We start from the raw sequence: 25,378 nt of genomic DNA, 5'->3' as shown, positions 1-25,378 counted from the left end.
ATCCCGGTACGCGACCCGATCACGAACCCGGCCAGCCGAGCTCGATCTGACCCCGAGGTTGACCGGGTTGCGGCTGGTCGGGCGCTGGCGCGAGTGCCGACGTACTCCCGTCGCCAGCGAGAGCCGCGGCCACGTCTCGGCGCCGTCTGGGCGGAGACCGCAGCAGGATCCACTGCCCCCTCGTCCCCCTCCTCTCCCAGCTCTGCGCGCCGACCAGCTCTGCGCCGAGTCGAGCGGCTCGGGAACGACGCGTCTTCCCAAGATCGCCAACTGGCCGGATTGTCGGAAATCATGCATAATATTCGTTATGCAGGACAAAGAGGACTTTCTGCTACTCCCCCTCGTCGAGCAGTTCCTGATCTCCCGCGCCACCCGCAAGCCCTCCCCGCACACGCTGGCGGCGTACCGCCGGGACCTGCTGGCAATCGCCCGGTTGGTCGCCGACGACCCCACCACTCCCCTCCCCCTGGCGGCCTTGCCGATCCGTGCCCTGACCGCGCGGTCGCTGCGAGCGGCCTTCGCCCGGTTCGCCGCTCCCCGGGCCGCCGCCTCGATCTACCGGGCCTGGTCCACCTGGAACGGCTTCTTCGACTTCCTGGTCGCCGAGCAGGTGGTGACCGGCAATCCGATGCCCGCCGTGGACAAGCCCCGAGTGCCCCCCGCCCCGCCGAAGCCGCTGCGCGGCGAGCGTACGCCGGAGCAGTTGCTGGCCGGGGTCGTCCGGCCGGACCAGCGGCAGCGTGATCCGTGGCCGGAGCGGGACCTCGCGGTGCTGGCCCTGGCGCTCTGTGCGGGGCTGCGCCTGGCCGAGTTGCTGGCGCTGCGGGCGGGTTCGCTGGTCGGCCGGGACGGCGAGCGTCGGGTCGAGGTGACCGGCAAGGGCAGCCGGTCCCGGTTGATTCCGGTGGAGCCGGAGCTCGACCGGGTGATCGTGGACTATCTGGAGAGTCGACGCCGCCGGTTCGGCTCCCGTACGGTCGGGCCGGACTCGGCGCTGCTGGTCGACCGGCAGGGCGCGCCGCTGCGCCGGGGTGGCCTGCAGTATCTGGTGGAGTCCTGTTACCGGCGGGCGGGGATCACCGACCGGGTGCCGCCGGGAGCGCGGCTGCACGCGCTGCGGCACACCTTCGCGACCCGGTTGGCCGAGGACGGGGCGAGCGCGCCGGAGATCATGCGGCTGCTGGGGCACGCGAGCCTGGCGACGAGTCAGAGTTACATCGAGGTGACCGCCGAGCAGGAGCGGGCGGCGGTGCGGGCGAACCGGACCAACCGTTCGCTGGGCACGCTGTTGTCGCAGTGGTCGGGCGTGGGCGGTTCCGGTTAGCGGGGTGCGGCGGTGGGCAGGCCGGAGACCTTGAGGACGAGGGTCCGGCGGTCGGCGGTGACGACTCCGACCAGGTGCTCGTCGATCGCCACCCGTTCGGGTCTCTTGTCGCCGACGGCGAACCGGTTGGTGCCCTGCCCGACGGTGGTGGCCTCGACCTGCAGGTGCCAGCGCGGTGGTGAGCCGCCGACGGTGCCGAGCAGCAGTCGGCCGTCGGCGGTGGCCTCGAGGCTGGCGGACTCGGGAAATTCTCGTTTCTGTGCGGCGCCGCTGGTGCCGTTGACGAGTCGGGGGTCGCTGATCGTGTCGAAGGCGTCGCGTCCAATGACCAGCATGTCGCCGTGGGCGTACCAGTTCTGGTCGGAGTGCTCGACGGTGGCGCTCCAGCGCTGTTCGCCGGCGCCGGTGTCGAGGGCGGTGACCCGGTGGTCGGTGCCATTGGTGATGGCGACGCAGACGAGCTTCGGCGCGCAGGCTTTGATCCGTTCGACGCGGTCGCCGGCGGCGAGCGGCACCTTCCATCTGAGCTTGAGATTGGGTACGGCGTAGGCGGCGAGGTCGTGGTCGTCGCCGGTGGTCTTGCCGATCACGGCGTTGTCGTGGGCGGTCCAGAGGTCGGGTTCGAGTGGTAGTTTGCCGCTTCCCCGGACTCTTCCGGTCTTGGCGTCGAGTACGTAGCCGCGGTCGTTGGCGGAGTCGAGTTCGACGATGGTGGTGCTGCCGCCGGGTGCGTCGTTGAGGATGCCGGCGACGGCGGGCAGGGCGCCGGGCGCGGGTGTGCCGGGTGTGGTCCACTGCCGTACCGGTTCGGCCCGGTGTTCGTCGGAGGTGAGCAGGTCGGGTTCGCCGGCCTTGCTCCACACCTGTCGGCCGGTGCGCAGGTTGATGCGGCTGATCGCGACGTCGTCGGAGCCGCCGAGGGTCTCGACGACGGCGTCGGTGCCGTAGTAGGCGACGTCGACGCGGTCGGGCCAGACACGTTGCCAGAGCACTTTGCCGTCCTTGCCGGAGAGTACGGCGCGGACGTTCTCGCCGCCGTTGGTGACGGAGTCCTCGCCGTCGACGATGATCAGGTCTTCGACGGCGGTGAGTCGCAGGTCGGTGGGTTCGATCGGCAGGGTCGTCGTCCACCGGGGTGGGCCGTCGGAGGCTGTCAGGGCCACGACTTCGGTGCTGCGGTTGCCGGCGACGGCGGAGATCACCTCGGTGCCGCGTACGGTGACGGCGGCGGCACCCCGGCGGGTGCCGGTGTATGCGTTGACCTGGTCGAGGGTTCCGGCGGGTGTGGAGCCGGTGCCGAGGCCGGTGATCTGGTTGGTCAGCCATTCGCCGCCGACGACGACGGTGCTGACGCAGCCGGCGACGGCGAGGAACGCGGTGGTGGTGACCAGGAGGCGGCGGATCCGTCGGCGGCGCGGGTCGGCCGGGGGTACGGGCCGGGGGGTGGCCGGTCGGGGTGGCTGTCGGAGTCGCTCCGCGGCCGGCACGGGTGGCGCCGTGGGTGGCGGTGGCGGAACGGGTCGCGGTGGGACGGCGGCGCCGGCCGGCGGGTCGCTGGTCGGGTATGCGGGCGGGGTGGCCGGCTGTCGTGGTTCGGGTCCGGTGTGGTGGACGGCCCCGTACGCGACGGGGAGTTCGGGTTGTTCGGGGACGGTGGGGGCGATGCCGAGCCGGGCGTGCAGGCGGCTGGCGACCAGGGGCAGCCGGCTGGATCCGCCGACGAGCAGCAGGCTGTTGAGGTGTCGGGCTTCGATGCCGGCCCGGTCGAGGGTGCGGCGGGTCTCGTCGACGGCGCGGGCGACGAGTGGTCCGGCGATCCGGTCGAGTTCGTCGCGGGTGAGGTGCAGCGGGTCGTCGCGGCCGGGCACCTGGACGGGGGCGCTGGCGGTGCGGGAGAGCATCTCCTTGGCGGCGCGGACCTCGGTCCAGAATGCCTGCCGGTCGCGGCGTTCGGCGGGGGTTTCGGGGTGGCGTAGGCGTCGCCACTGTTCGGGGTCGCGGAGTTCGACGAGCTGGCCGAGGTGGGCGACGAGGGCGTCGTCGATGTCGAGGCCGCCGAGGTCGTCGAGGCCGCCGGTGGCGAGGACGCGCAGGCCGGTGGGGTCGCGGCGGACGACGGCGACGTCGAGGGTGCCGCCGCCGAAGTCGAAGATGCCGATGCTGCCGCCGACGGGGATCTGCTGGTGGAGGATCTGGGCGCAGTAGGTGGCGGCGGCGACGGGTTCGTCGAGGAGTCGGACGGCGCCGAGGCCGGCGTCGGCGGCGGCGGCGCGCAGCAGGGTGCGGCGGGGTTGGCCCCAGTCGGCGGGACAGGTGAGGACGGTGGCGCCGGTGGGGTCGACTCCGGCGGTACGGGCTTCGTCGGCGACCCGGCGCAGGGTGGCGGTGAGGAGTCGTTCGACGGGTACCTCGTCGGTGCCGAGCAGCAGGGTGCCGTCGTCGATCCGGCGTTTCGGGTGTGGTTCGTAGCGTTGTGGGTCGCTGCCGCCGAGCCGGACGGCGTCGCGTCCGGTGTGCACGGTGCCGTCGGGGGTGAGGTGGCCGGCGGAGGCGAGTAGCGGGGTGCCGTCGAAGATGAGGGCCCGGGCCGGTTGGTCGTGGTCGCGGCGGACCACGGCGACGGTGTGGGTGGTGCCGAGGTCTATGGCGAGCCGGACCGGCTGGTCCACCGATGTCACCTCCGGGTGCGGCGGGCGCGGCGGGGTGGGCGCGCCGCGTGCGGATGCTACTTCCCGCCGTGCTGCTGGCGGGGCGGGGGTGTCGCCGGTCCGGGGGTGTGGGAGATCTTCGGCCGGCTCGGTATGTCCGGGTCCGACGGCGTCGGGGCGTGCGGCCGGCCCGGCGTGCGGGTGGGGGTGTCGCCGGCTGGCCGGCGGGGCGGGCCTGCTGGGGCCTGGTCGCGGGGGGTTAGGCTTCGGCGCATGCCGAGGTGGCGATGGCACGGCCGGGTGGCGGACGCGGCCCTGCTGCTGGTGGTCGCCCTGGTCGGTGTCGTCGGTCTGGTGGTGCAGTCGGCCGGCGTCGACACCGCCGTCGACTGGCTGGCGCTGCTGGCGGTGCTGGCCTCTTCCGGTGCGTTGTACGTCCGCCGCCGCTATCCGGTGCCGGTGGCCGTGGTGGCGCTGTTCGCGGTCGGTGCGTACGGGGAGTTGTTGCAGCGGCCCGGTCCGATCATGGTGGTGTTCGTCGTGGCGCTCTACACCGTCGTCGACGAGGGGCATCTGGCGGTTGCGATCGGGCTCGGTCTCGCCTCGGTGGTCGCTTTCGCCGTGGCGGACAGTTACCACCGGTCGGCCGGCGGTGGGAACGGGGCGACGCTGCTGCACGCCGGTTGGCTGGTCGCGGTCATCGTCGGGGTGACCCGTAACCGCCGGGCCTATGTGGCGGAGGCGCGGGCCCGGGTGCTCGCCGCGGAGCAGGGCAAGGAGGAGGAGGCCCGGCGTCGGGCCACCGAGGAGCGGTTGCGTATCGCCCGGGAGTTGCACGACGTGCTCGGCCACCACCTTTCGCTGATCAACGTGCAGGCAAGTGCGGCGCTGCACCGTCCGGATCCCGCCCGGTCCACCGAGGCGCTCACCGCGATCAAGCAGACGAGCAAGGAGATGCTGGGTGAGTTGCGTACGGCGCTGGGCATTCTGCGGCAGGAGGGCGGGGTGCCGTCCGTGCCCGGTCTGGACCGTCTCGGCGATCTGGTGCTGACGGCCGGGCAGTCCGGGTTGGCGGTCCGTACGGAGCTGGCCGCGGTCCGGCCGCTGCCGCCGGAGGTCGACCTGGCGGCGTACCGGATCGTGCAGGAGGCGCTCACCAACGTGACCCGGCACGCGGGCGCGACCGCCGCGGTGGTCCGGGTGCGGTCCGACCGCGACGGGGTGCTGGTGGAGGTCGAGGACGACGGCACCGGTGGGCCGGGGGTGCCCGGTAACGGGATCCTGGGCATGGGTGAGCGGGCTCGGGCGCTGGGCGGGTCGCTGACCACCGGCCCTGGGCCGGGCGGCGGCTTCCGGGTGTGCGCCCGCCTGCCGTTGCGGCCCGGTCCGGTGCCGGCGGGGCCGCCCGGGCTGGGTTCGGGTCCGGGGGCTGCGGCGTGATCCGGTTGCTGCTCGCCGACGACCAGACTCTGGTACGCGCCGGTTTCCGGTCCATCTTGGACGGCGAGGACGGTGTCGAGGTGGTCGGCGAGGCCGCCGACGGTGCCGAGGCGGTGCGGCTCGCCCGGCAGTTGCGGCCGGATGTCGCCCTGATGGATATCCGGATGCCCGGGCTGGACGGGCTGGCGGCGACTCGGGAGATCGTCGCCGGTTCCGATGTCCGGGTGATCATCCTGACCACGTTCGACCTGGACGATTACGTCTACGGCGCGTTGCGGGCCGGTGCGAGCGGTTTTCTGGTAAAGGACACCGAGCCGGCGGAGTTGATCCACGGGGTGCGGGTGGTGGCTCGGGGTGACGCGCTGATCGCGCCGTCGATCACCCGCCGGTTGATCTCCGAGTTCGCCGCCCGGGTCAGGCATCCGGATCCGGGGCCGCGGCTGCGTGCGCTGACCGAGCGGGAGCGGGAGGTGATGGTGCTGGTCGCCGCCGGCTTGTCCAATGACGAGATCGCGGCGCGGCTGGTGCTGAGCCCGGCGACCGCGAAGACGCACGTCAGTCGGATCATGACCAAGACCCAGGTCCGGGACCGGGCGCAGTTGGTGATCCTCGCGTACGAGTCCGGGCTGAGCATCCCTGGCTGGCTCGCCCGCTCCTGACCGCAGCCCCGGGGTACGCCGCCGCCTGGACCGAGCGGGCACGGGTGAATGGGGGGCCGGTGCACGGTACTGACCCGGCACGGCGGCCGGGTCAGTGGGTCTCGCAGGTCAGCCGGTGCGGCGGGAGCGGGTCAGCGCCAGCCCGCCGAGGGCGGTGCCGACCAGTCCGAGCGCCACGGCGACGATGGCCCCGCCGAGCCCGTTGCCGGTGCCGATGCTCCCGTCGGAGGTGGCCGCCACGACCCCGCCGATGGCCACGCCGACCAGTCCGAGCGCCACGGCGACGATGGCCCCGCGGCGCCCGGCGCCGGTGCGACCGGCGGCGCGGGCCCGGGCCAGCCCGCCGACGACGACGCCGGCCAGCCCCAGCAGTCCGGCCACGATGGACCCGATCCGCCCGGAACTCATGGTGTAGACGGTGGCGGCGGCGGGCTGGCCGGCGACGTGCGCGGCCGCCGGTGCGGCGAGCCAGAGCCCTCCGAGCAGGGCGGCGGTGGCGGCGGCAAGCAGGTGACGGACGGACATCGGGGATTCCTTCCCTCGCACGACGGGTACCTGCCGGCAGCGTATGTACCGGCGTGGTCACGGGTCGTCATGCCGGGGTTGCCGGTGGGCGTACCACCCGGGTCGTACGTGCTCTCGGCGTCGTGCCGCCGGGGCGGTATCCACCGGCTTCCGTGCTGGTCCGGCTCGGGTCGGGAGATGGGTCGACCGGATGGCCGGCCCGGTTGGGGGTCAGGCGAGGTCGACGACGAGCGGTCGGTGGTCGGAGATGGTGGTGATCGGGGCGTCGACGGCGGTGACCGCGGGCAGCGGGTGCCCGCCGCGCGGGTCGGCGAGGATGTGGTCGAGCTGGACCCGGGGTTGCTTGGCCGGGTAGGTGGGGCGGCGGGCCAGGGAGCGCCAGCCGGAGGCGAGGGTGGCGAGTCCGGCGGGCAGGTTGAGGTCGCCGAGCAGGATCCGGGGCGGGGGCAGGGTACGCAGGGCGCGGACGGCCTGGCGCAGTTGTCGGATGTTCCAGCCGGGTACGAAGGACAGGTGGGTGGCGCCGACGGTGATCGGCCCGTACGGGGTGTCGAGGATGGCGGTGAGGACGACTCGGGGTTCGTCGCGGAGCAGGATGACGCGGCCGCGTGGGCCGGGGTCGATCACCGGGGAGCGTACGGGTATCGGGGCGAGGCGGGTGACCTGCCAGGAGCGGACCGGGTAGCGGCTGATCAGCCCGATGCCGTAGAGGGGTTCGCCGTGGCCGTCGTCGTCGTGGGTCAGTGGCCGGAGCCGTTCGCCGGGGGTGCCGACGATGGCGGCGGCGAACCGGTGTTCGGGGGCGTTCATCGCGCTCGCGGCGATGGCGGTGAGGTCGAGGTGGTTGCTGCGGGACTGGTCGCGGTCGACCTCTTGCAGGGCCAGGACGTCGGCGTCGAGGGTGGCGACCGCGGCGGCGAGCCGGGTCTCGTCGACGAGGCCGTCGTGTGGGGATCGGCCATGCAGCACGTTGAAGGTTGCCAGGCGCACCTGCACACCTTACGGCGGGATGTGCGACAGTTTCGGCGTGATCTTCAAAGCGCTGTGTTGTTCCGCGCTGGTGTTCGTGGGGCTGGGCGCGGCCGGTATCTGGTTGCGGCGGCGGCGGGGCCGCTGACGGTCACCGGTCGGGGGTGGCGAACCGTCCGGCGCGGATTTCCCGGAGGGCGCGGCGTCGGGTGTCGCCGCGCAGGGTGTCGACGTAGAGGCGGCCGGCGAGGTGGTCGGTCTCGTGCTGGAGGGCGCGGGCGAGGAAGCCGCTGCCGGTGATGGTGACGGGTTCGCCGTACTGGTCGAAGCCGTGTGCGGTGGCGTGCATGGCGCGCGGGGTCGGGAAGTAGAGGCCGGGGACGGAGAGGCAGCCCTCGTCGTCGTCCTGCGCTTCGGTGGAGAGTTCGAGGGTGGGGTTGACCAGGTGGCCGCGGTGCCCGTCGGCGTCGTAGACGAAGACCTGGGCGCTGATCCCGATCTGCGGTGCGGCGACTCCGGCTCGGCCGGGTGCGCCGAGGAGGGTGTCCATCAGGTCGGTGACCAGGTCGCGTAGTTCGGCGTCGAAGCTGGTGACCGGTTCGGACGGGGTGCGGAGCACGGGGTCCCCGATGATCCGGATGGGCCGCATCGTCATGACCGGAACCTTATCGGTTCGTTACCCGCCCGGGCGCCCCGGCACGCTCGGCGGCGGCGTGGCCGGCTGGTCCGGGTTGCGGGCGGACGCGGTCCGACGGGTTTCCCGTACGTCATACGGTATAATGGCCGGGCCGGTGAGCGGGAGGCGCCCCGCCGGGCGGGAATTCCGGGTCGGGGCGGCTGGCGGACAAGGGGGCAGGACCGGAGATGCGGCCGAACGCGACGTCGGAAGCCGGGAGCGCGTCCGGCACCCAGCGGTCCCGGGACGAGCGTCTCGCCGGCCCGGACGACCGGTGGCCGGCGGGCTGTGCGGTGGTGTTCGAGCCGGCCGATCCGCCCCGCGCCGGTGTACTGGCGTTCTGGCGGCCGGACGGCGGTCCGCTGCCGGACGACGGCCCGGGCCGGGGCGGTGAGCTGACGGTCGCCGTGCCGGACGGGGCCGGAGTGCGGGCCCGGATGGTGCCGGCGCGCCGGCTGCCGGTCGGCGACGCGCTGCCGCTGCTGCTGGCCGACCCGGCGCCGGCCGATCCGGCGCTGGCGTACTGGGCGGCGGCGACAGTGCTGGCCCTGCACCTGGTGGCCCGGCGCCGGATTCTGCCGACGGTGTCACCGGCCGGTTTCGACGCCTGGACGGTCGCGGCGCTGGACGCGGCCGACGCGGGCCGGATCCGGGAACTCGCGGCGGCGATGCCGGCCCGGGCCCGGGCGAATCCGGCCCCGGCTGGCGAGGCGACACCGGACGAGACGACACCGGACGGTCCGGTCCTGCCGGACGCGGCCGGCCTGCTACGCGGGTTCCTCGACGCGGTCGCCGACACCCTGCCCCGGTCCCCCGCCGCCCGGCACGCCGCCGGCACCGACGCGTTCGCCGCGACGGCGCCGCAGCCGGTACCCCAGCTGCGCGGCTGGGCGGAGGAGGTCCGCGCCGGTCTCGACTCCGGAGTACGCGTCTCGGTGCGGCTGGAGCCGGTCGGCGGCGACTTCACCCGGCCCGGGCTACGGGCGGTGGTGCAGGTGCACAGCCTCGTCGACCCGGCGCTGGTGGTCGACGCCGCCGCGCTGTGGCAGGGCGAGGTCGCCGGGTTCGGGCCCCGGGCCCGGCTCGACACCACGCTGGCGATCCGCCGCGCCGCCGGAGTCTGGCCACCGCTGCGGCACCTGCTCGACACCGCCGTCCCGGACGAGCTCCTGCTCACCGACGAGGAGGTCACCGAACTGGTCGCCGACGCCGCCGGCCGGCTCGGCGCGGTCGGGGTGGCGGTGCACTGGCCCCGGGAACTGGCCGCCGGGCTGACCTCCCGGGCGGTGCTCGGCGCCGCCGACGAGCCGCCGTCGGACCTGGCCGCCTTCTTCGGCGGCGACGGGCTGCTGCACGTCGACTGGCAACTCGCCCTCGGCGGGCGGCCGCTGACCGCCGACGAGCTGGACCTGCTCGCCGAAGCGCACCGGCCGGTGGTCCGGCTGCGCGACCAGTGGGTACTCGTCGACCCGGAGCTGGCCGCCCGGGCCCGCAAGCCGGCGCTGCCGCCGGTCGGCGCGATCGAGGCGCTCGGTGCCGCGCTGACCGGGACGGTCGAGGTCGACGGGCGGCCGGTGGAGGTCGACGCCACCGGCTGGCTGGCCGGGCTGCGGCGCCGGATCGCCGACCCGGAGCCGGCCGCCGGGGCCGCCCCGGAGCGGGTCGGGGTGCCGGCCGGGCTGACCGCCACGCTCCGGGACTACCAGTTACGCGGGCTGCGCTGGCTGGCCCGGATGACGGAGCTGGGGCTGGGCGGCTGCCTCGCCGACGACATGGGGCTCGGCAAGACCGTCACGCTGATCGCGCTGCACCTGCACCGGCAGGCGGACCCGGCGGCCGCCGGCCCGACCCTGGTGGTCTGCCCCGCCTCGCTGCTGGGCAACTGGGAACGCGAGATCGCCCGGTTCGCCCCCGGCACCCCGGTACGCCGTTTCCACGGCGGCCGACGCAGCCTGGACGCGCTGACCGGCGGGTTCCTGCTCACCACGTACGGGACGATGCGGTCCGACGTCGACCGGCTCGCCGCCGTGCGGTGGGGCCTGGTCGTCGCCGACGAGGCGCAGCACGTGAAGAACCGCGCCTCGGGTACCGCCCGGGCGCTGCGCCGGATCCCGGCCGCCGCCCGGGTCGCCCTCACCGGTACCCCGGTGGAGAACAACCTGACCGAGCTGTGGGCGATCCTGGACTGGACCACCCCCGGGCTGCTCGGCCCGCTGCCCCGGTTCCGGGCCAGGTGGGCGGCGCCGATCGAGTCCGGTCGGGATCCGGCGGCGGCGGGACGGCTGGCCCGGCTGATCGCGCCGTTCCTGCTGCGGCGCCGCAAGTCGGATCCGGGAATCGCGCCGGAGCTGCCGCCGAAGACCGAGACCGACCATCCGGTGGGGCTGACCGGCGAGCAGGCCGGCCTCTACGAGGCGGTGGTCCGTGAGACGTTGGCGCGGATCCGGGACAGCACCGGGATGGCGCGCCGGGGCCTGGTGCTGGAGCTGCTGACCTCGTTGAAGCAGATCTGCAACCATCCGGCGCACTACCTGCGGGAGGGGCGGCCCCGGCTGGCCGGCCGCTCCGGCAAGCTGGAACTGCTCGACGAGCTGGTCGACACGATCCTCGCCGAACACGGCGCGGTGCTGGTCTTCACGCAGTACGTCGCGATGGCCCGGCTGATCGAGCGGCACCTCGCCGACCGGGGCGTACCGGCCCAACTGCTGCACGGCGGCACCCCGGTGGCCCGCCGCGACGAGCAGGTACGCCGGTTCCAGGCCGGTGAGGTGCCGGTCTTCCTGCTGTCGCTGCGGGCGGCCGGGACGGGGCTGAACCTGACCCGGGCCGACCACGTGGTGCACTACGACCGGTGGTGGAACCCGGCCGTCGAGGAGCAGGCCACCGACCGGGCGTACCGGATCGGGCAGACCCGGCCGGTGCAGGTGCACCGGCTGGTCACCGAGGGAACGGTCGAGGACCGGATCGCCGCCCTGCTCGCCGTCAAACGGGACCTCGCCGACGCGGTGCTCGCCGGTGGCGAGGCGGCGTTGACCGAACTGTCCGACGCCGACCTGGCGTCCCTGGTCGAACTGCGCGGGCCGGCATGAACGGGATCGTCGACCGGGCGCGGTGCGCCGGCTCCGAGCCGGCTGGGGAAGGTGGGGGCCGATGAGTGGCGACGACCGGGTCCGGGGCTTTCCGGCGTTCCCGCCGGGGCGGCGTGCCCGGAGCAGCCGCTCCTGGTGGGGGGACGCCTGGGTCCGCGCCCTGGAGGAGACCTCGCTGGACCAGACCCTGCTGCGCCGGGGGCGGCGCGCGGCGTCGGCCGGGCAGGTCGGCTCGATCACCGTCAGCCCGGGCCGGATCGCGGCCGAGGTGCACGACGGGGTGCGGGACCTGCCGTACCGGACCCGGGTCTTCGTGGAGCCGCTGACCGACGCGCAATGGTCCCGGCTCCTGGACCAGGTGGCGGCGAAGGCCGGGCACATCGCCGCGCTGCTGGACGGGGAGATGCCGCGCGACCTGGCATCGGCGGCCGACGACGCCGGGATCGCCCTGCTGCCCGGGCTCGGCGACCTGCAGCCGGAGTGCGACTGCCCGGAGTGGGCCGCGGCGGCGTGCCGGCACGCCGCCGCGCTCTGCTACCAGGTGGCCTGGCTGCTCGACGCCGACCCGTTGCTGCTGCTGCTGATCCGGGGCCGGGGCACCCGGGAGGTTCTCGCCGAGCTGCGCCGCCGGGCCCACCGGCCGGCGGCGGCCGCGCCGTCGGCCGCGCCGGCCGGCGCCGGGGTGCCGGCCGCGCGGGCGTACGCCCGGCCGGATCCGCCGCTGCCCGCCCCGCCGCCACCGCCGGAGCCCGGGGTGTCCGGGCCGGCGCTGCCGGACGCGCCGGGGATCGCGGCGGAGGTGCTGCGCGGGCTGGCCGACAACGCCGCCGTCCAGGCCGCTGCGCTGCTGCGCGCCGCCCCGGACGGCGACGGCCCGCCGCCGGCGCTGCCGGAACGGGTGGACGCGGTCCGGCTCGCCGTCGGGGCCGGTGGTCCGGTGCTGGCCCGGTTACGGCAGGCCGGCGGCCGTACCGCCCGGGAGTTCAGCCGGGCGGTACGGGCCTGGGAGTACGGCGGCCACACCGGCCTGTCGGTGCTGGACGAGCCGTGGACCCCGCCGCCGGTACGGCTGGCCCGGGCCCGGACCGAGCTGACCGCCGGCTGGGCCGGTGACGACCCGCCGGAGCCGCAGGTGTGGCGCAACCGGTGGACGTTTCCCCGGCACCGGGCCCAGTTGCGGTACGGCCGCGACGACCGCTGGTACCCGTACCGGGAGCGGGCCGACGGCGACTGGTGGCCGGCCGGCGTACCCCGCGACGACCCGGCCGACGCGCTGGCCGACCTGCTCGGCGACTGACCGAGCCACCGGTCGCCCGGAATCGGGCCGGCGACGCCGCCGGACGGGGACGCCACCGGAGCCGACGACCTCGGACGGCGGCGGTCGGCGGAGCCGACTCGGGACGGGGACCTCTCCGGCTCCGTCGTGGGCGGCCGTGCCGGGGGTGGTCAGCGGGGCCGGTGCGGGCCGGCCAGGATGGCCCGGACCGGGCCGGACTTCGCGGCCGCCTCGGCAACCTCGGCCGCCGGATCGCTGCCCCAGGTGATGCCGCCGCCCGCCCAGACGTGCACCCGGTCGGCGTCGACCGCGACGGTCCGGATGGTCAGCCCCAGGTCGATCCGGTCCGGGCCGATCCAGCCCAGCCCGCCCATGCTGGCACCCCGGCCGACCGGTTCGAGGGCGGCGATCTGGGCCAGCGCGGCGAGCTTGGGGGCGCCGGTGACCGACCCGCCGGGGCAGACCGCCCGGAGCAGGTCGGCCAGGCCCCGCCCGTCGGCCAGGGTGGCCGAGACGGTCGACTCGGCCTGCCACAGGTCGGACCAGCGGCGGATGGCGTAGAGCTGGTCGACCCGGACGGTGCCGGTGCGGGCGATCCGGGCCAGGTCGTTGCGCTCCAGGTCGACGATCATCACATGCTCGGCGCGTTCCTTGGCGGATTCCAGCAGCTCCCGCCGGCCGGCGCCGGTCGCCGGCCGGGTGCCCTTGATCGGCCGGGTGTAGACCGTGCCGTCGGTCACCTCGACCAGGGTTTCCGGGGAGGCGCAGCCGATCGCCCAGCCGGCGCCGGTGAGCACGCCCCCGTACCGGGCGCCGGGTAGCCGGGCCAGCCGGTGCAGCGCCGGCAGCGGGTCTCCGGTGTACCGGGCGCAGCCGTGTCCGACGACGTTGACCTGGTAGATGTCGCCGGCCGCGATGGCCTCCCGGGCCTGCCGTACCGCGTCGGCGTGCCGCTGCGGCGTCCAGCTCTCGGCCCACGGGCCGAGCTGCCAGTCGTCGGGCCGATGCCGCCGGGGCGGACCGGCGGCCGGGGCGGCGCCGTGCCGGTAGACCACCGCGACCAGGTCGGGGACGGCGGGTGCCGGGCTGGCCGGGCCGGTCGCCGCGCCGACCATCCGGGCTCCGGCGGCGGCGGAGACGAAGACGGCGGCGCCGCAGACCGTGCCGGCCGGGCCGTCCGGCGGGTGGACGCCGGGGCGGGTCAGGTCGCGGACCGGGAGGCCGTGTCCGGCGAGGAACTCCTCCAGCAGCGTGGCGGGGTCGTCCGGGCCGTCGGCCCGGCATTGAAGCCGGTCGTGCTCGACGAGCCGGGGTACGCAGCCCGCCGGCGCTCCCGGCGGTGCGAATGGGAGCGCTTCCACGACGTACGGGTGGATCTGCCTCATCCGAAAAGTGGATTTCCTCGGTCAGAGACGGATACCCGCTCGTCATCACTCGGTGTGAGGGGGTACCGTCCGTCACTGGTCATGTGAACCATGCCACAGCGCCCCCATAGTCCGGAGAACCCGATGTGCCAGCACCAACCGACCTGCCCCTCCGCTGAAGCAACCGACCGGGAAGCGGCCCGCGTCCTCGCCTGCTTCCGTGAGCAGGGGTGGAGCCTGCTCTGCAATGGCGTCATCCTCTTCGAGGACACCGGCGAGCTGCTGCCCGACGGCAGCACCATAGCGCCGCACCGCGGTCCGGCCCGGCACGCCCTGGTCGGCTGATTCATCACTTACAGTGATCGGCCGGCGCCGGTGCCGGCCGATCATCCGTTGTCAGTTCTCGAACGCCTCGGGCGGCGGGCAGGCGCAGACCAGGTTGCGGTCTCCGTAGGCGCCGTCGATCCGGCGTACCGGCGGCCAGTACTTCGCCCGCCGGTCGATCCCGCCCGGATAGCCGGCCACCGACCGCGGGTACGGGTGCGGCCACTCGTCGCCGGTCACCATCGCCGCGGTGTGCGGCGCGTTGGCCAGCGGGTTGTCCCCCTTCGGCCAGTCCCCCGCCCCGACCTTGTCGATCTCCGCCCGGATCGCGATCATCGCGTCGCAGAACCGGTCGAGTTCGGCGAGGTCCTCGCTCTCGGTCGGCTCCACCATCAGGGTGCCGGCGACCGGGAACGACATCGTCGGGGCGTGGAAGCCGTAGTCGATCAGCCGCTTCGCCACGTCGTCCACGCTGACCCCGGTCGCCTTGGTCAGCGGCCGCAGGTCGAGGATGCACTCGTGCGCGACCAGGCCCTTGTTGCCGGCGTAGAGCACCGGGTAGTGGCCGCGCAGCCGGGCCGCGACGTAGTTGGCGGCCAGTACCGCCACCCCGGTCGCCCGGCGCAGCCCGTCCGGCCCCATCAGCCGCAGGTACGCCCACGGGATCGGCAGGATCCCGGCCGAGCCGTACCGGGCCGCCGAGACCGCCGGCCGGGCCGCCCCGGCGGAGCCGAGCGGGTCGCCGGGCAGGTACCCCGCCAGGTGTGCCCGGACCGCCACCGGGCCGACCCCGGGGCCGCCGCCACCGTGCGGGATGCAGAACGTCTTGTGCAGGTTCAGGTGTGACACGTCGGCGCCGAACCGGCCCGGCTTGGCGTACCCGAGCAGCGCGTTGAGGTTGGCGCCGTCGACGTACACCTGGCCGCCGGCGTCGTGCACCTTGGCGCAGAGCGCGGCGATGCCGCCCTCGTACACCCCGTGGGTGGACGGGTAGGTGACCATGATCGCGGCGAGGGTGTCCCGGTGCGCCTCGATCTTGCGGTCCAGGTCGGCCAGGTCGACGTCGCCGTCGGGGTCGCAGCCGACCACCACCACCCGCATCCCGGCCATCACCGCGCTGGCCGCGTTGGTGCCGTGCGCCGAGGACGGGATCAGGCAGACGTCCCGGTGCCCCTCGCCCCGGTCGCGGTGGTAGGCGCGGATCGCCAGCAGGCCGGCGAGTTCGCCCTGCGAGCCGGCGTTCGGCTGCACGCTGACCGCGTCGTAGCCGGTCACCTCGGCGAGCCAGCCCTCCAGGGCGGCGACCAGGTCGCGGTAGCCGGCGGTCTGGTCGTCCGGGGCGAACGGGTGCACGTCGGCGAACTCCGGCCAGCTCACCGGCTCCATCTCGGTGGTGGCGTTCAGCTTCATGGTGCAGGAGCCGAGCGGGATCATGCCCCGGTCGAGCGCGTAGTCGAGGTCGGCGAGCCGGCGCAGGTAGCGCAGCATCGCCGTCTCGGAGTGGTGCGACCGGAAGACGGGGTGGGTCAGGTAGTCGCTGGTCCGGTCGAGGCCGGCCGGCACCGCGGGCCACGGTTGCCCGGCGGGCGGGGCCACGCGCTGCCCGGCGACGGCACCGAAGGTGTCCCACACGGTCGCCAGGTGCGCCTCGGTGGTGGTCTCGTCGCAGGCGATCCCGACCCGGTCGGCGTCGACCAGCCGCAGGTTGACCCCGCGCCGCGCGGCCTCGGCGACCACCTCGGCGGCCCGGCCCGGGAACCGGGCCAGCACGGTGTCGAAGAACGCCTCGTGCACCACCTCGACGGCGTCGAGGGTGCGCAGCCCGGCGGCCAGGGTGGCGGCCCGCCGGTGGGTCCGTTCGGCGATCGCCCGCAGCCCGGCCGGGCCGTGGTAGACGGCGTACATGCTGGCCATCACGGCGAGCAGCACCTGGGCGGTGCAGATGTTGCTGGTCGCCTTCTCCCGGCGGATGTGCTGTTCCCGGGTCTGCAGCGCCAGCCGGTAGGCGGGGTCGCCGGCCGCGTCCCGGGAGACCCCGACCAGCCGGCCGGGCAGCATCCGCTCCAGGCCGGTGCGGACCGCCAGGTAGCCGGCGTGCGGGCCGCCGAAGCCCATCGGTACGCCGAACCGCTGGGTGGTGCCGGCGGCGATGTCGGCGCCGATCTCGCCGGGTGGGCGGAGCAGGGTCAGCGCGAGCAGGTCGGCGGCGACCGTCACCAGTGCCCCGGCGGCGTGCGCGGCCTCGACCAGCCCGGTGTGGTCGCGGACCGCGCCGGAGGCGCCCGGGTACTGCAGGTGCAGGCCGAAGAACTCCGCCGGAAGCGGCTCGGCGCAAAGGTCGAGCACGCGTACCTCGATGCCGAGCGGCTCGGCCCGGGTGGCCAGTACGGCGAGGGTCTGCGGCAGGGTGTCGGCGTCGACGACGTACACGTTGCTGGAGTTCTTGCCGGCGCGGCGGGCCAGGGTCATCGCCTCGGCCGCGGCGGTGCCCTCGTCGAGCATGGAGGCGTTCGCGGTGGCCAGCCCGGTCAGGTCGGTGACCATGGTCTGGAAGTTCAGCAGCGCCTCCAGCCGGCCCTGGCTGATCTCCGGCTGGTACGGCGTGTAGGCGGTGTACCAGGCCGGGTTCTCCAGCACGTTGCGGCGGATCACCGCCGGGGTGTGGGTGCCGGAGTAGCCGAGGCCGATCATGGAGACGGCGACGGTGTTCCGGGCGGCCAGCGCGCGCAGTTCGGCGGCCACCTCCTCCTCGGTGGCGGCCGGCGGCAGGTCGAGGTTGCCGGTCCAGCGGATCACCTCGGGGACCGCGGCGTCCATCAGGTCGTCGATCGAGTGGTAGCCGACGGTCTCCAGCATCCGGCGTTCGGCGTCGGCGTCGGGGCCGATGTGCCGGTCGGCGAACTGCCCGCCGTCGCGGGTGGGGTATTGCGCTGTGGTCATGGGGGACACTCCCGGGCGAGGTCGACGCTGCAACCTCCCCCTCTGTCACGCTCCGCGACGTCGCGGGCGCTCCACAGTCGCCTGCCCGCGGGCTCCTTTTGCCTGAGAGGTTCCGGGGAGGATTTGCCCCTTCGGCGCCGCCCCACGCTGCCGGGCGGTCTCTCGCTCGCGAGTGTTGTCGGCGTTGGCAACGGTACCAGTGACCGGATTTCCTCCGGGTTTCGGCCGTTCCCCGTTGATCACCGTCAACGCCGGCTGACCGGGCGGAGCGGTCGTCACCTGCCCCGTTCCGGCGCCCCTGACAGAACCGGTTAAGCGGCGCCGAACCGGGACCGTTCCCGCCCGCCTTCAGGTCTCGCCGTACGTGCTGGGCCCGGCGCTCCGGTACCGGCTGCAATCGCTTTCCATCTATTGACTCTGAACCGGTTCGGTGTTGTCATCGATCTCACCTGCCCGGACAGCAGGTGGCAACCCGTCCGAAATCCCTCGACCCGGGAGGCACGATGCGCCCCACCCTCGCCCGCCGGCTGCTCGCCACGCTGGCCACGGCGGCGCTTGCCGCCGGTGCGACCGCCGGCTGCGGTGACGGCGGCGACTCGCCGACCGGCGCCGAGGGCAAGATCATCAATGTCTTCTCGGGGGCGAACGCCGGGTTCGTGCCCAACTTCAACCCGTTCTCCCAGAACAGCGTCGCCGGCACGATGAGCGTGCTCTACGAGGCGCTGCTCTACTTCAACGGCGCCCGGGCCGACGACGTGCAGCCGCAGCTCGCCACCGGCTACGAGTTCGCCGACGACGGCCGGCGGCTGAACCTCACCATCCGGGAGGGGGTGAGGTGGAGCGACGGGAAGCCGTTCTCGGCCGAGGACGTGGCCTTCACCTTCAACCTGCTCCGGGACAACCCGAAGATCAACTATAACGGCCTGCCGATCGTCGAGGCGGTCGCCGCCGACCCGACCCACGTCTCGATCATCTTCAGTCAGGGCGTCTACACCCGGCTCAACCTGATCGCCGGGCGGATCTGGATCGTGCCGAAGCACATCTGGTCGACCGTCGCCGACCCGTCCGCGTTCACCAACGAGAAGCCGGTCGGCACCGGGGCGTTCACGCTGGCCTCGTTCAGCCAGCAGAACTACGTCTTCGAACGCAACCCCAACTACTGGGAGACCGGCAAGCCGAAGATCAAGGGGATGCGGTTCCACCAGTTCGCCAGCGCGGACAGCGCGATCGCGGCGCTCGCCGCCGGCCAGCTCGACTGGGCCGGTTCGTTCATCGCCGACATCGACAAGCAGTACGTGAGCAAGGACCCGGAGCACAACAAGTACCTCAACGAGTCGCAGCTCTACCTGACCAACCTGATCCCGAACCTGGACCGGGCGCCGTTCGACAGCGCCGCGGTACGCAAGGCGATCAGCCTCGCCCTGGACCGCGACCAGCTCATCCGGCTGGCCTTCTCCGGGTACGGCAAGGAGGCCAGCCCGGCCCAGTTGCCCCGGCCGCTCTGGGACGACTACATCAAGCCGGAATACAAGGACCGCAAGCTGGAGTTCGACCCGGCCCGGGCCGAGCAGACCCTCCAGGCCGACGGCTGGGCCAAGGGCGCCGACGGGATCTACGCCAAGGCCGGCCGACGGCTCTCCTTCACCGTCAAGGTGGTGCAGGGCTACAACGACTACATCTCCGCACTCCAGATCATGACCCAGTCGCTGAAGTCGGTCGGGATCGAGATGAAGACCCAGGAGGTGTCGTTCACCGCCTTCTCCACCGACCAGCAGACCGGCGACTTCGAGATGATCATCACCAACCTCTACAGCGAGGGCACCGCGTACTCCTGGTACAGCCGGGCGTTCGCCAGCAAGACCACCGCCCCGCTGGGCCAGCAGGCCGGCTCCAACTACGGCCGCTACCGCAACGCCGCCGTCGACGCCGCCCTGCTGGCGATGGAGAACACCCCGCCGGAGGCGAAGGACGCGATCAGGGAACAACTGTTCAAGATCCAGGATGTGATCGTCGAGGAGCTGCCGTACATCCCGATCCAGCAGTCCGCCTCGCTGATCGAGTACCGCACCGAGAACCTCGGCAACTTCCCCACCGAGCAGAACCACTACGCGCTGACCACCCCGTACAACGGGCCGGACATGGGGATCGTGGCCAAGAACCTCACCCCGGCCGGCTGAGCCGCCCGATGCGGTACCTGCGGCGCAAGGCGCTGTTCTACCTGGTCGCGGTCTGGGCGGCGGTCACCCTCAACTTCCTCATCCCCCGGCTGATCAAGGGCAACCCGGTCGACGCCGTACTGGCCAAGACCCAGAACATGACCCCGATGTCGCCGGAGGCCCGCCGCGCCCTCGAACTGCAGTTCGGGGTCTCCGACGACCCGCTGTGGCAGCAGTACCTCGGCTATCTCGGCAACCTGCTGCGCGGCGAGTTCGGCCTCTCCGTCGCCTACTACCCGACCCCGGTGTCGCAGGTGCTCAGCCAGAGCCTGCCCTGGACGGTGGTGATGGTCGGCATCGCCACCGTGCTCAGCGTGCTGCTCGGGATCACCCTCGGCACCCTCGCCGGCTGGCGCCGCGGCACCTGGCTGGACGCGCTGGTGCCGACCACCACCTTCCTGGCCGCCATCCCGTACTTCTGGCTCGCCCTGGTGCTGCTCTACCTGCTCGGCGGGGTGCTCGGCTGGTTTCCGCTGAACAGCGGCTACAGCTACGAGACCACCATCGGGTTCAACTGGCCGTTCCTGCGCAGCGCGACCTACCACGGCATCCTGCCGGCGGCCTCGATCGTGCTCGCCTCGGTCGCCGGCTGGCTGCTCGGGATGCGCAACATGATGGTCTCCACGATGGCCGAGGACTACGTGCTGACCGCCGAGGCGAAGGGGCTGCGCCCGCGCCGCATCATGATCCAGTACGCGGCCCGCAACGCCGTACTGCCCAGCGTCGCCGGGTTCGCCATCACCCTCGGCTTCGTGGTCAGCGGTTCCATCGCCACCGAGATCGTCTTCTCCTATCCCGGGGTCGGGATGAGCCTGGTCGCCGCGGTCGCCAACGCCGACTATCCACTGCTGCAGGGCATCTTCCTGGTCATCTCGCTGGCCGTGCTCGGCGCCAACTTCGTCGTCGACCTGCTCTACGCGGTGATCGACCCCCGTACCCGGCAGGCCGGCTGATGGCGACCATCGAGACCCAGCGCGACGTGACCGGCGAGGTCGTCCCCGGAGTGGTGGTGCCGACCCGGCGGCCCCGCTGGCGCGGCCTGCTGCGCTCCCGCAAACTCGCCGCCGGGCTGGCGATCGTCGGCTTCTTCGCCCTGGTCGCCGTGCTCGGCCCGCTGCTGGTCGACGACCCGAACCTGGTCAGCGACGACCGGCTGCTCGCCCCCTCCGCCGAACACCTGCTCGGCACCACCACCACCGGCCAGGACGTGTTCCGGCAACTCGTCGTCGCCACCCGCGGCTCGATGCTGGTCGGCCTGGTCGTCGGGCTGCTCGCCACCGTCGTCTCGGTGCTGGTCGGCGTCCTCGGCGGCTACGCGGGCGGGCACGCCGACGAGAGCCTCTCGCTGGTCAGCAACGTCTTCCTGGTACTGCCCGGCCTGCCGCTGGTGGTCCTGATCACCGACTACGTGCAGACCCGCGGAGCCCTCGCGATCGCCCTGATCGTCTCGATCACCGCGTGGGCCGGCTCCGCCCGGGTGTTGCGGGCCCAGACCCTGTCACTGCGCTCCCGCGACTACGTCGACGCCGCCCGGGTCAGCGGCGAACCCGGCTGGCGGATCGTCACCTTCGAGATCCTGCCCAACCTGCTGCCGCTGATTGCCGCCCAGTTCGTCTTTGCGGTCATCGGTGGCATCCTCACCGAGGCCGCGCTGGCCTTCCTCGGCCTCGGCGGCGCCGGCTCGTGGGGCACGATGCTCTACTTCGCGCAGAACTCGCAGGCGCTGTCCCAGGGTGCCTGGTGGTGGTTCGTGCCGCCCGGGCTCTGCATCGCGCTGGTCGGCGCCGGACTCGCACTGATCAACTTCAGTCTCGACGAACTGATCAACCCGAGGCTGCGGGTCACCCGCCGCCCCCGACGGACCGGACCGGCATGACCCTCGACACCACCCACCCACCGGCGGTCACCGGCACCGATGTGGTGCTCTCGGTCCGCGACCTGAGCGTCGTCTACGACGGCACCGACCCGGTCCGGGCGGTCCGCGGCGTCAGCTTCGACCTGGCCCGCGGCGAGGTGCTCGGCATCGCCGGCGAGAGCGGCTGCGGCAAGTCCACCCTCGCGTACGCGATCACCCGGCTGCTCAAGCCACCCGGCCGGCTCGCCGCAGGCAGGGTCGTCTTCCACCCCGCCGACGGCCCGCCGGTCGACCTGTCGACGCTGCACGGCGAAGCGCTGCGCCGGTTCCGCTGGAACCGGGTCTCGATGGTGTTCCAGGGGGCGATGAACGCCCTCAACCCGGTGCTGTCGGTACGCCGGCAACTCGCCGACGTCTTCACCGCGCACCGCCCCGAACTGCGCCGCGCCGACCGGGAAGAGCGCTGCCGGGAACTGCTCGACCTGGTCGGGATCGGCCCGGAACGGCTCTCGGCGTATCCGCACGAACTCTCCGGCGGGATGCGCCAGCGGGTGCTGATCGCGATGGCGATGGCGCTGCGCCCGGACGTGGTGGTGATGGACGAGCCGACCACCGCGCTGGACGTGGTGGTGCAGCGCGACATCCTGGAGGAGATCGACCGGCTACGGGCCCGGTTCGGCTTCGCGGTCGTCTTCATCACCCACGATCTCTCCCTGCTGCTGGAGATCAGCGATCGGCTCGCCGTCATGTACGGCGGCCGGATCGTCGAGTACGGCCCCGCCGCAGACCTGGCCGCCGCGCCGGCCCACCCGTACACGGTCGGGCTGCTGCGCTCCTTCCCGAGCCTGCGGGGCGAGCGGACGGTGCTGCACGGCATCCCCGGAAGCCCACCGGACCTGTCCCGGCCCCCCGCCGGCTGCGCGTTCACCGCCCGCTGCCCGTACGTCTTCGACGCCTGCCACCGCACCGACCCACCGCTGCGGGTCGCCGGCACCACCCGGGTCGCCTGCCTGCACTACGACCCGGTACTGCGCCCGGACGGCCCACCGGCCGCGCTCCGGGCCGGCCGGTTCGACCCCACCGACCCGGCGCTGGAGCCCGGGCCGCCGCCCCACCCCGACGTACGCCCCGCCGCGCCGGCACCGCCGGCCGAGCCGGGCGATGTGCCCCCGCCGGTCGAGAAGGGCGGGACTCCGCCGCCGGTCGAGAAGGGCGGGACGCCGGAGACCGGACCGGAGCCGTCGGCCGGAGGTGGCGGCCGGTGACCACGCTGACGGTCAGCCACCTGAGCAAGCACTTCCCGCTGCGGGACGGGCGGCACCGCCACACCCTGCGGGCGGTCGACGACGTCTCCTTCGAACTGCACTCCGGCCAGACGGTGGCGCTGGTCGGCGAGAGCGGCAGCGGCAAGTCGACGATCGCCCGGATGCTGGTCCGGCTGACCCGGCCGACCGCCGGGGAGATCCGCCTCGACGGCACCCCGCTGGCCGCCGACCGCCGGGCGGTCCGCCGCTACCGCCGCGACGTGCAGATGGTGTTCCAGGACCCGTTCGGGTCGCTGAACCCGGCACACACCGTCGGATACCACCTGGGCCGGCCGCTGCGGCTGCACGGGGTCGCCCGGTCCGGCGGCGACGTCCGGGCGGCCGTGCGCGACCTGCTCACCCGGGTCAACCTCACCCCGGCCGACCAGGTCGCCCGCCGGCTGCCGCACGAACTGTCCGGCGGGCAGCGGCAGCGGGTCGCGATCGCCCGCGCCCTGGCGCCCCGGCCCCGGATCCTGCTCGCCGACGAGCCGGTGTCGATGCTCGACGTGTCGATCCGGCTGGAGATCCTCAACCTGATCGACCGGCTCAAGCGGGAGGAGGAACTGGCCGTCCTGTACGTCACCCACGACCTCGCCACCGCCCGCTACTTCGCCTCGTCGATCATGGTGTTGTACCGGGGGCAGGTGGTCGAGTCCGGCCCCAGCGACGAGGTGATCCTGCGCCCCGCGCACCCGTACACCCAGCTCCTGGCGTCGGCCGCGCCGGACCCGGGCCGCCCGCGTACCGCCGCACCGGGCGGGATGCGGGCGCTGCGCGGCGGGCAGCAGACGGTTACCGACCGCGGCGGCTGCCTGTTCCGGGACCGCTGCCCGGCCGCGATGGAGGTCTGCCACACCGAGGTGCCGGAGTTCCCGGTCGCCGCCGGGCACATGGCCCGGTGCTGGCTGCGCCGCCCCGACGCGGGTTAGGGCCGGACGGTCCCTAACCGCCGGTCGGGGCGGCGCTGGGCGCCGTCACCGACACCCGGCCGTCGGCCAGCTGGTAGAACATGCCGACCACGTCGCACCGGCCGGCGGCGACCGCGTCGGCGAGTTCGGTGCCCGACCGGGTGATCATCTCGACGGTGTGCCGGGTGTGCAACGCGGCGATACCGGCGTCGTCGGTGATCTGCCGCGCCTGGGCGGCCTCGATGCTCGGGGTGACCCGTTCGACGATGGCGCCCAGCTCCCGGCCCGGTAGCCGGGCACCGTCCCGGGCCGCCCGGGTGGCCTGGATCGCCCCGCACGAGTCGTGGCCGAGGACGACGACCAGCGGCGCCCCGAGCACCACCACCCCGTACTCGATACTGGCGGTCACCTCCGGGCCGACGATGTGCCCGGCGGTGCGGACCACGAACAGGTCGCCGAGCCCCCGATCGAAGATGATCTCGGCGGCGAGGCGGGAGTCGGAACACCCGAACACCACCGCGAACGGCCGCTGCGCCGCGGCGACCACCGCCCGGTGCTCGGCGTCCTGGTGCGGATGGATCCGGGTACCGGCCACGAACCGCTCGTTACCGGCGAGCAGCTCGTCGAGCGCCTCGGCGGGAGTGGCCGGCCGGTGGTCCAGGTATGCCATGACGTCCCCTTTCGACGGCACCACCGCAGGTGGTGAAGCGAGGTCGGCGCCTTCGGCGACCTGATGCGTACCGATCAGATATCACGGACCACCCCGCCGGCCCACCCGAACCTGGCCAAACGGTGAGCTACGGAACACCCGCCGGCGCACCCGGACCGGGCAAGCCCGTGTACGAACAGGCTACGGCCCCTCCCCCGCCCCGACCGGCCGCCACGCGGCGCGGCCCTCCCGCCGGCCTGGGCGGTCCGCCTCGGCCCCGGCTGAGGCGCCGGGCGTGACCTCCGCGCGGTCCGGCGGGACGGAGGTTCAATAGGGTGGCAAGCGTGACCTACCTTGCCGCGGACGACCGCTACGACTCGATGACCTACCGCCGGGCCGGCCGCAGCGGCCTGCGACTGCCCGCCATCTCGCTCGGCCTCTGGCACAACTTCGGTGCCGAACGGCCGTGGCAGCAGCAGCGGGACATCTGCCGCCGGGCGTTCGACCTCGGGGTGACCCACTTCGACCTGGCCAACAACTACGGCCCGCCGCCCGGCTCCGCCGAGGAGAACTTCGGCCGGACCCTCGCCGCCGACCTCGCCCCCTACCGCGACGAGCTGGTCATCTCCACCAAGGCCGGGTACCACATGTGGCCCGGCCCGTACGGCGAATGGGGCTCCCGCAAGTATCTGGTCTCGTCACTGGACCAGTCGCTGCGCCGGACGGGCCTCGACTACGTCGACATCTTCTACCACCACCGGCCCGACCCGGATACCCCTCTCGAAGAGACGATGACGGCGCTGGACGCCGTCGTCCGGGCCGGCAAGGCCCTCTACGTCGGGCTGTCGAACTACACCTCGGAGCAGACCCGACAGGCCGCCGCGATCCTGGAACGGCTCGGTACGCCACTGCTGATCTCCCAGCCGTCGTACTCGATGATCAACCGGTGGATCGAGGCGGACCGGCTGCTCGACACCCTGGAAGAGGTCGGGGCCGGCTGCATCGCCTACAGCCCGCTCGCCCAGGGCGTGCTCACCGACCGCTACCTGGACGGCATCCCGGCCGACTCACGGATCCGCACCAGCGTCTTCCTCAACGAGAGCGACCTCGACGACACCACGATGAGCACCGTACGGGCGCTGCACGCCATCGCCGAGCGGCGCGGCCAGTCCCTGGCGCAGCTCGCGCTCGCCTGGGCGCTGCGGGACC

The 25,378-nt window shown here is 73.6% G+C and carries 19 protein-coding genes and 1 riboswitch; of the genes, 12 read left to right on the top strand and 7 right to left on the bottom strand.

Annotated elements, in window-relative coordinates; all coding sequences use genetic code 11:
* Window positions 1-307 precede the first annotated feature (307 nt).
* On the top strand, window positions 308-1,324 hold the full coding sequence (locus AAH979_RS25710; RefSeq protein ID WP_346260691.1) for a tyrosine-type recombinase/integrase: 1,017 nt from the start codon (window positions 308-310) through the stop codon (window positions 1,322-1,324).
* Here AAH979_RS25710 and AAH979_RS25705 read toward each other — a convergent pair.
* Window positions 1,321-3,993 (bottom strand): Hsp70 family protein, encoded by a 2,673-nt coding sequence (locus AAH979_RS25705; protein WP_346260690.1) that lies wholly within the window; start codon window positions 3,991-3,993, stop codon window positions 1,321-1,323. The two genes, AAH979_RS25710 and AAH979_RS25705, sit on opposite strands and share 4 nt — an antisense overlap.
* A gap of 252 nt (window positions 3,994-4,245) precedes the next feature.
* On the opposite strand from AAH979_RS25705, the gene AAH979_RS25700 reads away from it, so the two are divergent.
* Together AAH979_RS25700 and AAH979_RS25695 are read left to right on the top strand one after the other, a co-directional pair.
* The gene (locus AAH979_RS25700; RefSeq protein WP_346260689.1) at window positions 4,246-5,412 is read left to right on the top strand and encodes a sensor histidine kinase; all 1,167 of its coding nucleotides are present in this window, start codon (window positions 4,246-4,248) and stop codon (window positions 5,410-5,412) included.
* Complete coding sequence (locus tag AAH979_RS25695) at window positions 5,409-6,071, top strand: response regulator transcription factor (RefSeq protein WP_346260688.1); 663 nt, start codon at window positions 5,409-5,411, stop codon at window positions 6,069-6,071. The genes AAH979_RS25700 and AAH979_RS25695 overlap by 4 nt, the downstream gene beginning before the upstream one ends.
* A 108-nt stretch (window positions 6,072-6,179) precedes the next feature.
* Here AAH979_RS25695 and AAH979_RS25690 read toward each other — a convergent pair whose 3' ends face one another.
* The 3 genes from AAH979_RS25690 to def form a co-directional block, all read right to left on the bottom strand.
* Window positions 6,180-6,596, bottom strand: a complete 417-nt coding sequence (locus AAH979_RS25690) for a DUF6223 family protein (protein WP_346260687.1) — start codon at window positions 6,594-6,596, stop codon at window positions 6,180-6,182.
* A 210-nt stretch (window positions 6,597-6,806) separates the two neighbouring features.
* Window positions 6,807-7,586 carry an endonuclease/exonuclease/phosphatase family protein gene (locus tag AAH979_RS25685; RefSeq protein WP_346260686.1) on the bottom strand — a complete coding sequence of 260 codons (780 nt, stop codon included), beginning with the start codon at window positions 7,584-7,586 and terminating at the stop codon, window positions 6,807-6,809.
* Window positions 7,587-7,716: 130 nt separating this feature from the next.
* Window positions 7,717-8,220 carry a peptide deformylase gene (gene def / locus AAH979_RS25680; RefSeq protein ID WP_346260685.1) on the bottom strand — a complete coding sequence of 168 codons (504 nt, stop codon included), beginning with the start codon at window positions 8,218-8,220 and terminating at the stop codon, window positions 7,717-7,719.
* 209 nt (window positions 8,221-8,429) lie between these two features.
* On the opposite strand from def, the gene AAH979_RS25675 reads away from it, so the two are divergent.
* Together AAH979_RS25675 and AAH979_RS25670 are read left to right on the top strand one after the other, a co-directional pair.
* Window positions 8,430-11,330, top strand: a complete 2,901-nt coding sequence (locus tag AAH979_RS25675) for a DEAD/DEAH box helicase (RefSeq protein ID WP_346260684.1) — start codon at window positions 8,430-8,432, stop codon at window positions 11,328-11,330.
* A gap of 61 nt (window positions 11,331-11,391) precedes the next feature.
* Window positions 11,392-12,627: an SWIM zinc finger family protein gene (locus tag AAH979_RS25670; RefSeq protein ID WP_346260683.1), complete on the top strand. Its 1,236-nt coding sequence runs from the start codon at window positions 11,392-11,394 to the stop codon at window positions 12,625-12,627.
* A gap of 149 nt (window positions 12,628-12,776) precedes the next feature.
* Here AAH979_RS25670 and AAH979_RS25665 read toward each other — a convergent pair whose 3' ends face one another.
* Window positions 12,777-13,991: a chorismate-binding protein gene (locus AAH979_RS25665; RefSeq protein ID WP_346260682.1), complete on the bottom strand. Its 1,215-nt coding sequence runs from the start codon at window positions 13,989-13,991 to the stop codon at window positions 12,777-12,779.
* 123 nt (window positions 13,992-14,114) lie between these two features.
* Here AAH979_RS25665 and AAH979_RS25660 point away from each other — a divergent pair, with 123 nt between their 5' ends.
* A complete protein-coding gene (locus AAH979_RS25660; protein WP_346260681.1) occupies window positions 14,115-14,315 on the top strand; it encodes a DUF5999 family protein in 201 nt (66 codons plus the stop codon).
* A 51-nt stretch (window positions 14,316-14,366) separates the two neighbouring features.
* Here AAH979_RS25660 and gcvP read toward each other — a convergent pair whose 3' ends face one another.
* Window positions 14,367-17,234, bottom strand: coding sequence for an aminomethyl-transferring glycine dehydrogenase (gene gcvP / locus AAH979_RS25655; RefSeq protein ID WP_346260680.1), 2,868 nt, complete (start codon window positions 17,232-17,234; stop codon window positions 14,367-14,369).
* Window positions 17,235-17,314: 80 nt separating this feature from the next.
* Window positions 17,315-17,411: riboswitch (glycine riboswitch) on the bottom strand.
* Window positions 17,412-17,737: 326 nt separating this feature from the next.
* On the opposite strand from gcvP, the gene AAH979_RS25650 reads away from it, so the two are divergent.
* From AAH979_RS25650 to AAH979_RS25630, 5 genes are read left to right on the top strand one after another with little or no spacing between them, the layout of a single operon-like run.
* Window positions 17,738-19,411, top strand: coding sequence for an ABC transporter substrate-binding protein (locus AAH979_RS25650; RefSeq protein WP_346260679.1), 1,674 nt, complete (start codon window positions 17,738-17,740; stop codon window positions 19,409-19,411).
* An 8-nt stretch (window positions 19,412-19,419) separates the two neighbouring features.
* Window positions 19,420-20,403, top strand: coding sequence for an ABC transporter permease (locus tag AAH979_RS25645; protein WP_346260678.1), 984 nt, complete (start codon window positions 19,420-19,422; stop codon window positions 20,401-20,403).
* Window positions 20,403-21,326 (top strand): ABC transporter permease, encoded by a 924-nt coding sequence (locus tag AAH979_RS25640; protein ID WP_346260677.1) that lies wholly within the window; start codon window positions 20,403-20,405, stop codon window positions 21,324-21,326. Before AAH979_RS25645 ends, AAH979_RS25640 begins: the two co-directional genes overlap by 1 nt.
* Window positions 21,323-22,570 carry an oligopeptide/dipeptide ABC transporter ATP-binding protein gene (locus AAH979_RS25635; protein ID WP_346260676.1) on the top strand — a complete coding sequence of 416 codons (1,248 nt, stop codon included), beginning with the start codon at window positions 21,323-21,325 and terminating at the stop codon, window positions 22,568-22,570. Before AAH979_RS25640 ends, AAH979_RS25635 begins: the two co-directional genes overlap by 4 nt.
* Window positions 22,567-23,541, top strand: coding sequence for an ABC transporter ATP-binding protein (locus tag AAH979_RS25630; RefSeq protein ID WP_346260675.1), 975 nt, complete (start codon window positions 22,567-22,569; stop codon window positions 23,539-23,541). Before AAH979_RS25635 ends, AAH979_RS25630 begins: the two co-directional genes overlap by 4 nt.
* Window positions 23,542-23,554: 13 nt before the next feature.
* Here the strand turns inward: AAH979_RS25630 and AAH979_RS25625 are convergent, their stop codons facing one another.
* Complete coding sequence (locus AAH979_RS25625) at window positions 23,555-24,190, bottom strand: carbonic anhydrase (RefSeq protein ID WP_346260674.1); 636 nt, start codon at window positions 24,188-24,190, stop codon at window positions 23,555-23,557.
* Between the two features lie 323 nt (window positions 24,191-24,513).
* Between AAH979_RS25625 and AAH979_RS25620 the strand changes: the two genes are divergently transcribed.
* A partial coding sequence (locus AAH979_RS25620; RefSeq protein ID WP_346260673.1) for an aldo/keto reductase occupies window positions 24,514-25,378 on the top strand: 865 nt, incomplete at its 3' end.

The sequence above is a fragment of the Plantactinospora sp. ZYX-F-223 genome (genome assembly GCF_039649625.1).
Classification (GTDB): Bacteria; Actinomycetota; Actinomycetes; order Mycobacteriales; family Micromonosporaceae; genus Plantactinospora.
The sequence above is the reverse complement of the archived record's forward strand: the minus strand, read 5'-3'. Positions and strand labels throughout refer to the sequence as shown.

Bases quoted from the DNA above. Each gene is read 5' to 3' on its own strand.
- AAH979_RS25710 (WP_346260691.1), top strand. From the start codon at position 308: ATGCAGGACAAAGAGGACTTTCTGCTACTCCCCCTCGTCGAGCAGTTC.
- AAH979_RS25700 (WP_346260689.1), top strand. From the start codon at position 4,246: ATGCCGAGGTGGCGATGGCACGGCCGGGTGGCGGACGCGGCCCTGCTG.
- AAH979_RS25690 (WP_346260687.1), bottom strand. From the start codon at position 6,596: ATGTCCGTCCGTCACCTGCTTGCCGCCGCCACCGCCGCCCTGCTCGGA.
- def (WP_346260685.1), bottom strand. From the start codon at position 8,220: ATGACGATGCGGCCCATCCGGATCATCGGGGACCCCGTGCTCCGCACC.
- AAH979_RS25675 (WP_346260684.1), top strand. From the start codon at position 8,430: ATGCGGCCGAACGCGACGTCGGAAGCCGGGAGCGCGTCCGGCACCCAG.
- AAH979_RS25670 (WP_346260683.1), top strand. From the start codon at position 11,392: ATGAGTGGCGACGACCGGGTCCGGGGCTTTCCGGCGTTCCCGCCGGGG.
- AAH979_RS25665 (WP_346260682.1), bottom strand. From the start codon at position 13,991: ATGAGGCAGATCCACCCGTACGTCGTGGAAGCGCTCCCATTCGCACCG.
- AAH979_RS25660 (WP_346260681.1), top strand. From the start codon at position 14,115: ATGTGCCAGCACCAACCGACCTGCCCCTCCGCTGAAGCAACCGACCGG.
- gcvP (WP_346260680.1), bottom strand. From the start codon at position 17,234: ATGACCACAGCGCAATACCCCACCCGCGACGGCGGGCAGTTCGCCGAC.
- AAH979_RS25650 (WP_346260679.1), top strand. From the start codon at position 17,738: ATGCGCCCCACCCTCGCCCGCCGGCTGCTCGCCACGCTGGCCACGGCG.
- AAH979_RS25645 (WP_346260678.1), top strand. From the start codon at position 19,420: ATGCGGTACCTGCGGCGCAAGGCGCTGTTCTACCTGGTCGCGGTCTGG.
- AAH979_RS25640 (WP_346260677.1), top strand. From the start codon at position 20,403: ATGGCGACCATCGAGACCCAGCGCGACGTGACCGGCGAGGTCGTCCCC.
- AAH979_RS25635 (WP_346260676.1), top strand. From the start codon at position 21,323: ATGACCCTCGACACCACCCACCCACCGGCGGTCACCGGCACCGATGTG.
- AAH979_RS25625 (WP_346260674.1), bottom strand. From the start codon at position 24,190: ATGGCATACCTGGACCACCGGCCGGCCACTCCCGCCGAGGCGCTCGAC.